14 protein-coding genes are annotated in these 12,751 nt (G+C 71.5%); 5 read left to right on the forward strand and 9 right to left on the reverse strand.

The genetic code is table 11. The features are described 5' to 3' along the window. Nucleotides 1–12 precede the first annotated feature (12 nt). Nucleotides 13–585, forward strand: a complete 573-nt coding sequence (locus tag ACIPPM_RS20265; RefSeq protein WP_401449597.1) for a PadR family transcriptional regulator — start codon at nucleotides 13–15, stop codon at nucleotides 583–585. Between the two features lie 4 nt (nucleotides 586–589). Here the strand turns inward: ACIPPM_RS20265 and ACIPPM_RS20270 are convergent, their stop codons facing one another. The 7 genes from ACIPPM_RS20270 to ACIPPM_RS20300 form a co-directional block, all read right to left on the reverse strand. Continuing rightward, nucleotides 590–1,126 carry a hypothetical protein gene (locus ACIPPM_RS20270; protein ID WP_401449600.1) on the reverse strand — a complete coding sequence of 179 codons (537 nt, stop codon included), beginning with the start codon at nucleotides 1,124–1,126 and terminating at the stop codon, nucleotides 590–592. 160 nt (nucleotides 1,127–1,286) lie between these two features. Next, nucleotides 1,287–2,261, reverse strand: coding sequence for a fibronectin type III domain-containing protein (locus ACIPPM_RS20275; protein WP_401449603.1), 975 nt, complete (start codon nucleotides 2,259–2,261; stop codon nucleotides 1,287–1,289). Nucleotides 2,262–2,678: 417 nt separating this feature from the next. Then, nucleotides 2,679–3,089: a PTS-dependent dihydroxyacetone kinase phosphotransferase subunit DhaM gene (locus ACIPPM_RS20280; protein WP_401449606.1), complete on the reverse strand. Its 411-nt coding sequence runs from the start codon at nucleotides 3,087–3,089 to the stop codon at nucleotides 2,679–2,681. After that, complete coding sequence (dhaL, locus tag ACIPPM_RS20285) at nucleotides 3,082–3,690, reverse strand: dihydroxyacetone kinase subunit DhaL (RefSeq protein WP_401449609.1); 609 nt, start codon at nucleotides 3,688–3,690, stop codon at nucleotides 3,082–3,084. The genes ACIPPM_RS20280 and dhaL overlap by 8 nt, the downstream gene beginning before the upstream one ends. A gap of 46 nt (nucleotides 3,691–3,736) precedes the next feature. Beyond that, on the reverse strand, nucleotides 3,737–4,729 hold the full coding sequence (dhaK, locus tag ACIPPM_RS20290) for a dihydroxyacetone kinase subunit DhaK (RefSeq protein ID WP_401449612.1): 993 nt from the start codon (nucleotides 4,727–4,729) through the stop codon (nucleotides 3,737–3,739). Between the two features lie 427 nt (nucleotides 4,730–5,156). After that, nucleotides 5,157–6,626 carry a M1 family metallopeptidase gene (locus ACIPPM_RS20295; protein ID WP_401449614.1) on the reverse strand — a complete coding sequence of 490 codons (1,470 nt, stop codon included), beginning with the start codon at nucleotides 6,624–6,626 and terminating at the stop codon, nucleotides 5,157–5,159. Nucleotides 6,627–6,793: 167 nt separating this feature from the next. Continuing rightward, the gene (locus ACIPPM_RS20300; protein WP_401450142.1) at nucleotides 6,794–8,155 is read right to left on the reverse strand and encodes a PLP-dependent aminotransferase family protein; all 1,362 of its coding nucleotides are present in this window, start codon (nucleotides 8,153–8,155) and stop codon (nucleotides 6,794–6,796) included. A 228-nt stretch (nucleotides 8,156–8,383) separates the two neighbouring features. Between ACIPPM_RS20300 and ACIPPM_RS20305 the strand changes: the two genes are divergently transcribed. Both ACIPPM_RS20305 and ACIPPM_RS20310 read left to right on the forward strand, forming a co-directional pair. Beyond that, the gene (locus ACIPPM_RS20305) at nucleotides 8,384–8,953 is read left to right on the forward strand and encodes a YitT family protein (RefSeq protein ID WP_401449616.1); all 570 of its coding nucleotides are present in this window, start codon (nucleotides 8,384–8,386) and stop codon (nucleotides 8,951–8,953) included. 43 nt (nucleotides 8,954–8,996) lie between these two features. Continuing rightward, nucleotides 8,997–9,740 (forward strand): metallophosphoesterase, encoded by a 744-nt coding sequence (locus ACIPPM_RS20310; protein WP_401449619.1) that lies wholly within the window; start codon nucleotides 8,997–8,999, stop codon nucleotides 9,738–9,740. Nucleotides 9,741–10,084: 344 nt separating this feature from the next. Here the strand turns inward: ACIPPM_RS20310 and ACIPPM_RS20315 are convergent, their stop codons facing one another. Continuing rightward, a complete protein-coding gene (locus tag ACIPPM_RS20315) occupies nucleotides 10,085–10,282 on the reverse strand; it encodes a hypothetical protein (RefSeq protein WP_401449621.1) in 198 nt (65 codons plus the stop codon). A gap of 202 nt (nucleotides 10,283–10,484) precedes the next feature. Next, nucleotides 10,485–10,844, reverse strand: coding sequence for a hypothetical protein (locus ACIPPM_RS20320; protein WP_401449623.1), 360 nt, complete (start codon nucleotides 10,842–10,844; stop codon nucleotides 10,485–10,487). Nucleotides 10,845–10,866: 22 nt separating this feature from the next. Between ACIPPM_RS20320 and ACIPPM_RS20325 the strand changes: the two genes are divergently transcribed. After that, on the forward strand, nucleotides 10,867–11,043 hold the full coding sequence (locus ACIPPM_RS20325; protein ID WP_401449625.1) for a hypothetical protein: 177 nt from the start codon (nucleotides 10,867–10,869) through the stop codon (nucleotides 11,041–11,043). Between the two features lie 126 nt (nucleotides 11,044–11,169). After that, nucleotides 11,170–12,723, forward strand: coding sequence for an alpha/beta hydrolase (locus ACIPPM_RS20330; RefSeq protein ID WP_401449627.1), 1,554 nt, complete (start codon nucleotides 11,170–11,172; stop codon nucleotides 12,721–12,723). Nucleotides 12,724–12,751: the final 28 nt, after the last annotated feature.

Below are 12,751 nucleotides of genomic sequence, written 5' to 3' on the forward strand. Positions count from 1 at the left end.
TAGGATGAGCCCATGTCACTCCCGCACGCCATCCTCACCGCCCTGCTGGAGAAGCCGTCCTCGGGTCTGGAACTGACCCGGCGGTTCGACAAGTCGATCGCCTACTTCTGGCCGTCGACCCACCAGCAGATCTATCGCGAGCTGGGGAAACTGGAGGCCGAGGGGTTCATCCGCGCCCTGCCGTCCGCGCAGCCCGCCCGTGGGCAGAAGAAGAGCTACGAGGTTCTGCCCGCGGGCCGCGAGGAACTGGCCCGCTGGACCGCCGCGCCCCAGGACCCCAGGCCGCCGCGGGACGCGATGCTGCTGCGGATGCGGGCGGCGGCGGTGGTCGGCACGGCGGGCCTCGCGGCCGACATGCGGCGCCATCTGCAGCTGCACGAGAGCCAGTTGGCCGTCTACCAGGAGATCGAGCAGCGCGACTTCCCGCCCGGCCGGGACTCTCCGGAGGACCGGCTGCGCCATCTGGTCCTGCGGGCCGGGATCGACCTGGAGACCTTCTGGGCCCAATGGCTCACCGAGGCGCTGAAGGACTTCCCCGAGCTGGAACCGGACGGCGAGCTGGAACCGGACGGCCCCGGGCGGTGATCCGTCAGTACCGCCGGTGCGGCCTCGGGCGGCGGCGCAGGAACCAGGCGCCCGCGATGACCGCCGACCCCACCAGCGCCGCGCCCGCCCCCAGGGTGAGCGTGCCGTAGTCACGGGCCGAGCCGCCCAGGCCGCCCGCCACACCCCGCGACGGTGACGGCGTGGCCGCACGGGGCGGGGTGGCGGCGGCCGCGGACACGATGACGGACTGGGTGCCCGCCGACACGCCGTTGGAGCACCGCACCGTCACCGTGTAGGTCCCCGGCGCCACTGCCGACCAGGCGGCCGACTGGCTCGTCGTCGTACCGGACAGTGCCACCTGGCGCCCCTGGGTGAAGCTCGTCTGCCCGCTGCCCAGCAGGGAGGCGGTGCCCCAACTGCCGCTGTTCTGGGCGCAGGCGCTGGTCACCACCGACACGTTGGTGCCCGTGGTGCTGACGGAGATCCCCGCCACGGCCGCGGACGGCCCGGCGAGCGCGAGCGGCAGCGCGACGGCGGCCAGGGGAGCGGCGGAACGGGAGAGAACTCGGGAGTAGCGCATGGGCCTGCCTCCGGCGGCACGGTGGCGGTACGTCCCGTGCGCCGCCTGGGGTCGGGAAACATCCGTGCTGCCCCAGAAGCAGCCAACGCGGCCCCGTACGGCGCCGCACGCGCAGGGCGTCCGCACAGGTGACGCGCTCCGCCGTCCGGGCGTCGGCCGGTCAGCGGCCCGTGGTGACGGTCCGTTCGGCCGAGAAGCCGCCCCAGGTGCCGTCCGGCAGCCGGGCCCGCAGCCGCACCCGGTGGACCTCTCCGGCCTCGCGCCCGGCGTACAGGCTGTGGTGCGCCCGGCCGCGCGGTGGGGTGCCGCCCCACACCAGAGAGCTGTCCGTGTCCCCGTCCAGCCGGATCTGGTACTCGGTGACCACCCCGTCCACCCGCGGCGGGTCCCAGGCGAGATCGAGGTAGTACGACCCGGCGGAACGGCGCGAGGTCACGTCGAACCCCGTCGGCGCGGTGCCCCGGCGGTCGTCCGTGCCCGGGGTGGTGAGCCGGACCGGGGTGCTCGCGGGGGAGAGGTTGCCCGCCGCGTCCTGGGCTCGCACGGTGAACGCGTAGCGGGTGCCGGGGCGCAGTCCGGTGACCACGGTCGCCGTCTGGCCGGCGCCCACGGCGTGGATCTTCACCCCGCCCTGCTGGACGGCGTACGACCGCACACCCTGGTCGTCGTGCGCGGCGGTCCAGGACAGCTGGACCGCGCGGCCGTCCACCACCCGACCGGTCACGCGGTCGGGGCGGCTTGGCGCCACATGGTCCGCCGCCACATAGGCGGGTGTCCGTGCGTGTGCCTCGCGACTCGGTGGCCCGAGGCGCCCGTCCGCGCTCCGGGCCCGCACGGTGAAGACATACAGGGTGGACGGCTTCAGCCTGGTGACATCCACCATGTGCTGCGCAGCCGGTATTTCCCTCACTCTTGTGGTGCCGCGATATACCTCGTAGGTATGGACGCCGGACCCGGCCGCGTTCCACATCACATGGATGCTGGTGGCACTCCCCGCGTCGGCGGTGACACCGGTCGGGGCGCCGGGGGCCGGGCCGTCGCCGGACCCGCCGTCGGGCGCGCCGCAGGAGACGGCCAGCAGGAGGGCCGCGCAGACCGGCACCCGGCGTCCGGGGCGGAGGGGAACACGTCGCACGGCGCTGCCTCCCGGAGGCCCGCATCACGGCAAAGGTCCGGACCAATATGGCGCCCGCGGGGTCACCCCGGCAAGGGGGCCTCGCGGGTGGGGGCGTCCGGGCGTTACGTATGCTGTGATCTCCCTGAGGCGTGAACTGCCCCCGTGTGGGGCCGAGTTCATGTCCGTGGCGCGGAAATGCTGTCGTCGCCGAACCCGCGCCGACGCGGGCGGCCGAAGGGCCGGACCCTCGCCGGTCCGGCCCTTCGGACCCCGTGAGCTGCCCCATCCGGCGGCGGAACGTGCCTGTCCGCCCGTAAAGCGGCAGGCGTACGCGTCTCTCGGCGCGCGCGGATGATGGTGTCCGGAATATCCCCTGCTCGCTCCGACGCTGAGGGCGGGCGGGCCGGTCCCCGGTGGCGGGGACCGGCCCGGCGCTCACACCTTGCGGTAGGCGTAAGCCTCCGTCGCGGCGGCCACCACCGCGTCCAGATCGGCGCCCGTCGCCGCCGTCACCACGGCGGCCACCGCGCCCTCCACGAACGGGGCGTCCACCAGGCGCGTGTGCGCCGGGAGTTCGTCGCCCTCGGCGAGCAGCGCCTTCACCGTGAGCACGGCGCTGCCCAGGTCGGTGAGGACCGCGACCCCCGCGCCCTGGTCCACGGCGGCCGACGCGGCGGATATCAGCTCCGCGCTGGTGCCGAAGCCGCCGCCCTCCGTGCCGCCCGCCGCGGCGACCGGTACCGCCGTGGCACCGCCCGCCAGGGCCTTCGCCAGCCCGGCCACCGACTCGGCGACCTCCGCGCTGTGCGACACCAGCACGATCCCGACATACCGCTCGTCACTCATCGGAGCCTCCCTCCGCCGTCACCAGCGCCGCGATCAGCAGGGCCGACGAGGTGGCGCCGGGGTCCTGATGGCCGATGCTGCGCTCCCCGAGGTAGCTCGCCCGTCCCTTACGGGCCTGCATCGGGGTCGTCTCCACGGCGCCGGACTCGGCGGCCCGGCGCGCGGCGTCGAACCCGTCGGCGAGCGCGTCCACGGCCGGGATCAGCGCGTCCAGCATCGTCTTGTCCCCGGCGGACGCCCCGCCGAGCGCCCGTACGCCGTCCACCCCGGCCCGCAACGCCTCGGCCAGCTGTCCCTCGCTGACCTGGGGGTCGTCCCCGAGCACCTTCCCGGCCCGGCGCAGCAACGTGCCGTACAGCGGCCCGGACGCCCCGCCGACCGTGGAGATCAGCTGGCGCCCGGCCAGTGTCAGCACCGCGCCCGGCGTGTCCGGTGCCTCCTTCTCCAAGGTGGCCAGCACGGCCGTGAAGCCGCGCTGGAGATTGCTGCCGTGGTCGGCGTCGCCGATGGCCGAGTCGAGAGCGGTGAGCCGCTGCGCCTCCCGGTCCACGGACGCGGCGGTCGCCGTGATCCAACGGCGGAAGAAGTCGGCATCGAGCACTGGATCTCCTTGGCTGGTAGGGATGTTGACCACTGACTCCGCCGTATCACATCCCCCAGCGCAGCGCCGGGGTCCTGACCGGCGCGTCCCACAACCGCAGCAGTTCCTCGTCGACCTGGCACAGGGTGACGGAGGCGCCCGCCATGTCGAGCGATGTGACGTAGTTGCCGACGAGGTTGCGGGCGACGGCCACCCCCCGCTCCGCCAGCACCCGCTGCACCTCGGCGTTGAAGCCGTACAGTTCCAGCAACGGGGTGCCGCCCATGCCGTTGACCAGGACCAGTACCGGGCCGCGAGGCGGCATGTCGTCCAGGATGGCGTTCACCGCGAAGTCGGCGATCTCCCCGGAGGTCATCATCGAACGCCGCTCCCGCCCCGGCTCACCGTGGATGCCGATGCCCAACTCCAGCTCACCGGGCGGGAGATCGAAGGTGGGGGAGCCCTTGGCCGGGGTGGTGACGGAGCTGAGGGCCACGCCGAAGCTGCGCGAGCTGTCGTTGACCTGGCGGCCGATGGCCTCCACCCGCTCCAACGGCTGCCCCTCGGCCGCCGCCGCGCCCGCGATCTTCTCCACGAACAGGGTCGCCCCGGTACCGCGCCGGCCCGCCGTGTAGAGGCTGTCGGTGACCGCGACGTCGTCGTTGACGAGGACCTTGCCGACCTGGATGCCCTCGTCCTCGGCGAGTTCGGCGGCCATGTCGAAGTTGAGCACGTCGCCCGTGTAGTTCTTCACGACGAACAGCACCCCGGCCCCGCTGTCCACGGCCGCCGCGGCCCGCGCCATCTGATCCGGCACCGGCGAGGTGAACACCTCGCCGGGACAGGCCGCGGCCAGCATGCCCGGCCCGACGAACCCGCCGTGCAGCGGCTCATGCCCCGAACCGCCCCCCGAGATGAGCCCCACCTGCCCGGCCACCGGCGCGTCCCTCCGGACGATCACCCGGTTCTCCACGTCCACGTTCAGATCCGGATACGCGGCCGCCATCCCCCGCAGCGCATCGGCCACCACGGTCTCCGGGACGTTGATCAACATCTTCATCGGTATCTCCTGATGAGGCGAGCGTACGGGCCTATGGGCAGCGTTGTCGCTGGTGAGCTGCCAGGTGTGGGTGGGCGGTCTGTGGCGTTGAGATGGCAGTACTACTGTCGGCAGTATCGACCTTGCGGCTGGGAAGGTCACGTGGAGTGGGACAGGTGCTTGTACTGGTTCCGCGTGCCCCGGTCGCGCGTAGGTCAGGGTCGGTTCAAGCATCGTGGGATGTCTGCTGCTGTGCTTGACCTTCAGGGGCCCGGTGAGCGGGGGTCGCCCAGTGATCGCGGGCGATCCGGCAGAATCGCTCCGCGACCCAGGAGAGTCCGTATCGGCCATTGGGGTGATCTCGACGGTGAGCGGCGGGTGCGTGGGCGCTTAGGTGGACGAGACCGGCCTGGACCGCGAGGTCACGTCCCTCGTCGGGTCGCCCTCCTCACATCCGGGAGGGCTTCCTCCTGTCGAAGAGCCAGGTGTCGAAGAGCGCGGTCAAGTCCTTCCCGGACCTGCTCTCGCACAGGGCGATGAACTGCCGGGTGTCGGCATTGCCGTGCCGGTGCTGCCGGGTCCAGGTACGGAGGATGCTGAAGAACGTCTCGTCGCCGACGGCCCTGCGCACCTGGTGCACGACCATGGCACCGCGTCCGTAGACGGGCGGGTCGGAGACGCGCCCCGCGCTGGGCGGATCCGCCGGCGGGAACGCCCAGATGCCCTCGCTCTCGGTGTCCGTGCCGTCGTAGAAGTCCTCGAAGATCTCCGTGGTGCTCCTGCTGCCCCGGTCCTCCTCCCAGAGCCACTCCGCGTAGGTGGCGAGACCCTCGCTGAGCCACATGTCCTTCCAGCTGCGCGGGGTGACGGAGTTGCCGAACCACTGGTGTGCCAGTTCGTGCACGAGCAGTGCCTCTTCGGGCGCCTCGGCGAAGTAGGGCTTGGTCTGGGTCTCCAGGGCGTAACCGAGGCCGGGCAGGTGGTCGACGACGGCACCGGTGGAGGAGAAGGGGTAGGGACCGAAGCGCTTGGCGGCCCAGTCGACGATCTCGGGCACCAGGTCCGCGACACCGGCGGACTCTTCGGCCTCGTCGGGGTCGACGGCGACGTGGACGGGCACGCCATCGCCCGTCCGGCCCTTGTGGATCTCGAAGTGGCCGACCGAGACGTGTGCGAGGTAGCCGGCCATGGGCTCCTCGGTGCGCCAGTGACGAGTGACCGCTCTGCCCTGGTCCTCCTCCGTGATCAGCTCACCGTTGCTGATCACGTCGTAGGGGTCGCCGTCCTCGTCCTTGGGCACGGTGACTGTGATGTCGTACGTGGCCTTGTCCGACGGGTGGTGGTTCCCCGGGAACCAGGTCATCGAGCCGGACGGCTGGCCCAGGGCCGTCGAGCCGTCGTCGGTCTCCACCCAGCCTTCCAGCCCTCCGTCGTCGTCCTCGAGCGTGCGCGGGGTGCCGTCGTAGGTGACGACCGTCGTGAAGACTTCGCGGTTCCTCACCGTCTTCGCCGGTGTCACGAGCAGCTCGTCGCCCGAGCGGGCGACCTGGGCCTTGGCTCCCTGCACCGTGGTGGTGCGTACCCGCAGCCCTGACAGGTCGAGGTTGAAGCGGCTCAGGTTCTGGGTGGCCCGCGCCGTGATGACCGCCGTGCCCGTCAGGTGGTTGGTCTCGGGCACGTAGTCCAGTGTCAGTCCGTAGTGCGCCACGTCGTAGCCACCATTGCCGAGTCCTGGGAACAGTCGATCTCCCACTCCGGCCGTGCCGGGCGTTCCGACCGCGAGGGCGCCGTTTCCCGGTGCGGAGCCGGTGCAGGACGTCGTCACGGCCAGGAGGAGTGCGGCGGCCGGAGCCCAGCCGGACAGCCGGCCCGGGACCGCCGACCGAGGACGGCTGCCCTTCGCCATGTGCGGTCTCATCTCGTGTCTCCCGTCGATCGCAGGGCGCGACACGTCAGAAAGTCGGCATCGTCCGTCGGTTGCCTCAGGGTTGGCAAAAGTTCTTCACGCGCCTCGCGGCCGACGAGGTGCGGCGAGCGGCGGGCGCTCGGGCGTCTCGGCGGAAAGTGGCGGGTGCGGTGCGACGTTCACGCGACCGGCGCGGGGGTGTGAGTTCCGGTGACGCCCCGAGCGAGTGCTCGCCGGGCCCGTGCGAGTCCGTCGATCGCCCGGGTCAGTTGGGCGGGCGGGAGGGTGTAGGGCAGTCGGACGTTGCGTTCGAACGCGCCGCCGATCCCGAAGCGTGGTCCGGCCGCGATGGTCACGCCGTGGTCCGGCGCGATCGCTGCCAGCCGTGAGCTGATGGGCTCGGGGAAGGTCGCCCACAGCGTGACGCCGCCGTCGGGTCGAGGGGCCTGGACCTCCGGCAGCTTCTCGGTGAGCGCCTCGCACAGTGCGTCGCGTTGCGCTCGCAGTTGGCTGAGGGTGTCCGGGCGACGAGTCTGGTGCTCGTTCAGGAGTACGGCCGTGGCGAGCTGTTCGACGACAGGGGTACCGAGGTCCGTCGCGTGCCGGGTCTGCTGGACGCGTTCCAGGAGGGACGGCGCCGCTCGTATCCAGCCGATGCGCAGGCCGCCCCAGATGCTCTTGGAGACCGAGCCGATGCTGATCGCGGTCGGCATGTGCAGCGCGAGGGATTCCGGGCTCGCTCCGTCCAGGGCCAGGTCGGTCATGGTCTCGTCGACGACCGTGGGGCAGGCGAGCCTGAGCCGGGCGCGGACGCTCGTGGGCATGCACAGCCCTGTCGGGTTGTGGAAGTCGGGGATCAGGTAGGCCAGGCTCGCGCCGCGGGCCGCTTCCTGGAGCTGTGCCGTGTCCCAGCCCGAAGGCGTCACGGCGACCGCGAGGAGCCGGGCACGCGCCTCGGTGAACGTGCTGATCGCGTGCGGATAGGTCGGATGGTCGATCACGACCCTGTCGCGTGGGGACAGGAGGGTACGCGCGAGAAGGGCGAGCGCGTGCTGCGCGCCGTTGGTGATCAGGATGTGATCGGGGGCTGTGGGCAGGGAGCGCCGTCGATACCAGTCGGCCACCGCTTCACGCAGCTCCGCGATGCCGTACCGGTCGTAGCCGTGCCGCTCGAAGTGCCGTGGCAGTTGTTCGAGCGCGGTCGCGAACGCGGTGTGGAGGATCTCGACAGGCGCGGGCGGGGCGGCGAAGGACAGGTCGATGGCCGCCGGGCCCGCGGTGCCGCCGCGCTCGGGCGCCGGGTCATCGGGTAGCCGCACCGTCGCCCTGGCCCGGGCCCGGGTGGCGACGTATCTCTGATCGACCAGCGTGCGGTAGGCGGCGCCGACCGTGGTTCTGCTGGTGGACAGCGCGGTGGCCAGGTCGCGCTCGCTCGGCAGGACCGACCCGAGCGTGAGACGTCCGTCCAGGACGAGGAGCCGCAGCCTGTCGGAGAGGCGCTGGTGCGTCGGCCCGGGTCCCTCTTGCCAGGTTCCGAGCATGCGTGCCACGGCGTGCGCACTTACTTTCACCCCGCCAGCATAGGCAATCTGGCTATGGAATCGAGGGCCAGGTGCTCGCAGGCTTGCCGCATGGCACCTCCTGCTTCCGCCGCACACCTCCCTGTCCAGGCCCGCCAAGGCCCGCCCGTGCTGGCCCGGTTGAACGCGCTCGCTCAATTCAGGGCGGGCCGCACGACACGTCGCGTACTCTAGCTTCTGGTCGGCCTGGTGGGATACGGGACCGCCGTGATGACGCTCGTCCAGTCCGGGCTGGGAGCGGCCAGCTGGAACGTGCTCACCGAGGGCACCGCCGCGACCCTCGGTATCTCGTTCGGCTGGGCGACGAACCTGATCTCCCTGTCGGTACTTCTGGCATGGATTCCGCTGCGCGAACTGCCCGGCCTCGGCACCCTTCTCAACGTCGCCCTCGTCGGCTTCGCCGCGGATGCCACCGCAGCCGTCCTCCCCCGCCCGGAGGGGACACTCGCCGAGATCGTGTACCTCGTACTCGGGCTTGTCGCTCTTGCCTTCTTCGACGCGCTCTACCTCGGTGCGCAGTTCGGCTCCGGCCCCCGCGACGGCATCATGACCGGACTCGTCCGGCTCACCCGTCTTCCCATCGCCGTGGTGCGCACCGGCATCGACGTCGCTGTGGCCGGCGCGGGCTGGCTCCTGGGCGGGACCCTCGGGGCTGGGACCGTTCTCGTCGCACTGTGCATGGGGCCCCTCGTCGGCCTCTTCCTCCCTCGGGTGGCGGTGCGCCTCCCCGCCGTCGACGCGGACGGACAATCTTTGTGAACTCCTTGATGCGCCCGACCACTTGCACGATGAGAGGACGAAAATGACGCTGCTACTCGCCCAGATCAGTGACCTGCACCTGGACGGCAGTGAGAGGGCCACCCGGCGCGCCGAGCGCGTCATGGACCACCTGCGGGCCTTGCCCCACCCAGTCGACGCGGTCCTGGTCACCGGTGACATCGCCGATCACGGCGAGGAGGCCGAGTACGAGGAGGCGGCCCGGATTCTGGCGGCGCCCTTCCCGGTGCTCACCTGCCCCGGAAACCATGACGTCCGCCCGGCCTACCGCAAGGCTCTCCTCGAAGAGGCGCCCGACCACGCGCCCGTCAACCGGCTGCACGACATCTCCGGGACCGCCGTGCTGATGTGCGACTCCACCATCCCCGGCGGTGACGAGGGACGCCTCGACGCGGCGACGCTCGACTGGCTGGACACCACCCTCGCCGACCTGCCACGGGACACCCCGGCACTGGTCGCCTTCCATCACCCGCCGGTCGAACTCCACCACCCGTACATCGACTCCATCATGCTGGAGCAGCCCGAACGACTGGCCACCCTGCTGGAGGCGCACCCACAGGTCGTCGCCGTCCTGACCGGACACGCCCACACGGCGGCCGCCTCGACCTTCGCGGCCCGTCCCCTGATCGTCGCCCCCGCTGTCACCTGGACCCTGAGAATGCGGTGGGAAGGCGACGATCTCGCAGACCGGGACCAGCCACCCGGGATCGCCTTCCACGTCCTGGGCGACGACCGGCGCCTGACCACCCACTACCGCGTCGTGCTCTGAGCCCGCCCGTCCGCCCGTCCGACCCGCCCCGCTCGGCAGCCACCGGGACGCCCGGGCACATCGCCTCGGCCGTCGTCTCCTCCGGGTCTTGGCTGATGAATGATCACCCGTGAGCAGGCCGACGACACGGTTCAGCGTCTGATCCAGCGGGAGTTGCCCAAGACTGTTGCGCTGCTCGTCGATGTGGGCGGCGAAACAGCGGACGAGGACGCTGACGCGCTGGTCCCGTACGGCCGACTGCCGATGGGGCCCGCCCCCGGACCCAGTGCAGTGCCGGACGGACCGGCTCGGCGCCGTCCCGGCTGTCTGCCCGATCCGTCAACTCGCCGCGACCCAACACGAGATCAATGATCAGGGTGATCTCGGTCGGGATCGCATGCGGGGTCCGGCACGAACAGGCTCAACCGGTAGGTGGTCGGCTGCGCCAGCCGCCCGCAGAACATGTCGATCCGCGTCATCGCCCAGTCGATCCTCTCCTCCCCTGTACGCAGGCCACAGAGGTGAGCACGCCATTCCGCCTCGTCCCGAGTCTCGAAGAGCACTCGCCAGCTCCCCGTGTCCGGAACGGCGCGAGCAGCAGCGTGCCGCCTCGCGTCCTGCTGCTGACGTCTTCTCTTCCGCTGTCCTGGCACCGGCCCAGCATCGCCGCCTGGCAGTACCCATAGCAAGGCCGTTGATCCGGGCCACGGACTGGGATGTGACGATCATTCGCCAGACACCCCCCGGTGCCGTGATCGCATATCTTCACCGGGATTGCCTGTGGCGGGGGTTGAGGTTTCTGGGTCTGAAGCGTGCGCTTCGACCGGGGGGAATCGAGTCGTCCGGAGCCGCGCGCCGGAAGACGTCCTTCAGGTGGACCACGACGGCGGCGCCGATTACCCACAGGGGGAGGGTCATCAGGGCGCGGGGGAGGCCGTCGGACTGGAAGCGGGACAGGCCCTGGATGGCGCGTATGCCCACGCCGACCGGCAGGATCTCGGACAGGGGGCTGAGCCAGGCGGGGAGGTAGGCCGGGGGCATGGTGGCGCCGCTGGTGCTGTTGCCGAGGATCAGCAGGAGGATCGAGGCGATACTGGCGCCTGCGGCGCCGAAGAGATGGCGCACACGGCTCGAGCGGTGCGCGGTCGTGATCGAGCGGGTCCGTGAACGCGACGGGATTCCGGAGAAGGTGGACCCGCGGGTGATCTTCGAGATGCTGGTCGGCCCGCTCCACGGCCGAGCGCACATGAGCGACGAACCGCTGGGCACGGTCGACGCCCGCCTCGTCGTGGACTCCGTCCTGAACGGCATGCCGGCCGACTGACCACGCGGGCCACTTCGGATCGTCGGGGGCGGGTTGTAACCTCCATTCGTTCGACGATCGGACGATCACAGGTACGGGCGTGCGGGCACGGGGCGGGCGTCCAGGGGCGGGAGCGCGGGGATTTCGATGAGTGACGCACACCGGATACGAAGCCACGGGCCGGGCCTGTCGATCGGTGCGCGCATCATCGCCGTGGTCGTCCTCGTCGTGTTCGGGGCCGTCGGCGCCTGGCTCCAGCGCGACGCTTCCGGTCGGAGTGCGGAGCCGCGTACGGAGTTCACCGCGAAGAACCCGCCCGCCGGTCTGCCGCCCGCGCTCACCACCGGCCAGCACCTGCACTGGTCCCGCTGCACCTCGCCGCCCACCGCGCGCACGGGCTACGACTGCGCCGTCATGAAGGCGCCCCTCGACTACCGGAAACCGGACGGCCGGACGATCGACGTCGCCCTGATCCGCCGCAAGGCCACCGGCCCGAACAGCCGGCGTATCGGCTCGCTCGTCTTCAACTTCGGCGGTCCCGGTGTGTCCGGCGTGAGCGGACTGCCTGACTTCCTCAACCAGTACATGCCGTTGCTCGACCGCTACGACCTGGTCTCCTTCGACCCGCGCGGCGTCGGCGCGACCATCCCCGTCCGCTGCGGGAAGACCGCGGCCGACACCGGCTACGAGGGGGCCGACGCCTGCGCCGAGCACTCCGGGGCGCTCCTCCCGTACGTCGGCACCTCGCACACCGCGCGCGACCTCGACCTGATGCGCTACCTCCTCGGCGACGAGCGGCTGCACTACTTCGGCGTCTCGTACGGAACGGCGCTCGGCGCGGTCTACGCCCATCTGTACCCGTCGCACGTCGGACGGCTCGTCCTCGAAGCCTCCGTCGATCCGACCGAGGACCTCGACGAGGAGAAGCTCTCGCAGGTCAAGGCGGTCCAGGCGGCCTTCGACCGGTTCGCGGCGCACTGCGCGGCCCGTATCCGCAACTGCCCGACCGGCGACGGGCCCGAGGAGGCCGCGCGGCGCATGGCGCGCCTGGCCGACCGCCTGGAGAAGAAGCCCGCCCCGGCCGGCGGCGGAAGGAACCTCGACGCCGACGCCGTCGCACATGCCATCAGCGACCACCTCCGCCTCGGCACGGACGGCTGGCCGCCGCTCGCCAAGGCCCTCACCGCGCTGATCGACCACAACGACGGCCGTCCGCTGAGCAAGGGCGCGGACGACATCGGCTCCGCCGACCGCGCGGCGCCCCCGCGCGACAACAGCCGCGCCGCCCAGACCGCGATCACCTGCGCGGACTCCAGTCTGCGCCCCGGCTTCGCACGCCTCGACCGGGACGAGGCCCGCGTCGAAGCCGCCTCACCCGTCTTCGGCGCGGCCTGGTCCGGCGTCGTCTACCTCTGCTACGGCTGGCCGTTCGACGGCGAGCGCGTCACGCCCCAGGTGAACGCCGAGGGCGCGGCCCCGGTCCTGGTGGTCGGCGGCACCGGCGACCCGATCACCCCCTACTCCGGCGCCCGCCACATGGCCCACGCCCTGGGCGACGGTGTCGGCGTGCTCCTGACGGCCGAGGAAGAGGGTCACGGCACATACCCGCAGAACCGCTGCGTCACGGAGACGGTCGACACATACCTCAACACGGGCCACACCCCGGCCCCGGGAAAGGTGTGCCGGGGCGACATGTCTTGAGGACCCATACGGATTCGCCGGGCGGATG

Origin of the sequence: Streptomyces sp. NPDC090119, assembly GCF_044747085.1 — a bacterium.
In the GTDB taxonomy this organism is placed as follows: domain Bacteria; phylum Actinomycetota; class Actinomycetes; order Streptomycetales; family Streptomycetaceae; genus Streptomyces.

Bases quoted from the DNA above. Each gene is read 5' to 3' on its own strand.
- ACIPPM_RS20265 (WP_401449597.1), top strand. From the start codon at position 13: ATGTCACTCCCGCACGCCATCCTCACCGCCCTGCTGGAGAAGCCGTCC.
- ACIPPM_RS20310 (WP_401449619.1), top strand. From the start codon at position 8,997: ATGACGCTGCTACTCGCCCAGATCAGTGACCTGCACCTGGACGGCAGT.
- ACIPPM_RS20330 (WP_401449627.1), top strand. From the start codon at position 11,170: ATGAGTGACGCACACCGGATACGAAGCCACGGGCCGGGCCTGTCGATC.
- ACIPPM_RS20300 (WP_401450142.1), bottom strand. From the start codon at position 8,155: ATGCTCGGAACCTGGCAAGAGGGACCCGGGCCGACGCACCAGCGCCTC.
- ACIPPM_RS20270 (WP_401449600.1), bottom strand. From the start codon at position 1,126: ATGCGCTACTCCCGAGTTCTCTCCCGTTCCGCCGCTCCCCTGGCCGCC.
- ACIPPM_RS20295 (WP_401449614.1), bottom strand. From the start codon at position 6,626: ATGAGACCGCACATGGCGAAGGGCAGCCGTCCTCGGTCGGCGGTCCCG.
- ACIPPM_RS20280 (WP_401449606.1), bottom strand. From the start codon at position 3,089: ATGAGTGACGAGCGGTATGTCGGGATCGTGCTGGTGTCGCACAGCGCG.
- dhaK (WP_401449612.1), bottom strand. From the start codon at position 4,729: ATGAAGATGTTGATCAACGTCCCGGAGACCGTGGTGGCCGATGCGCTG.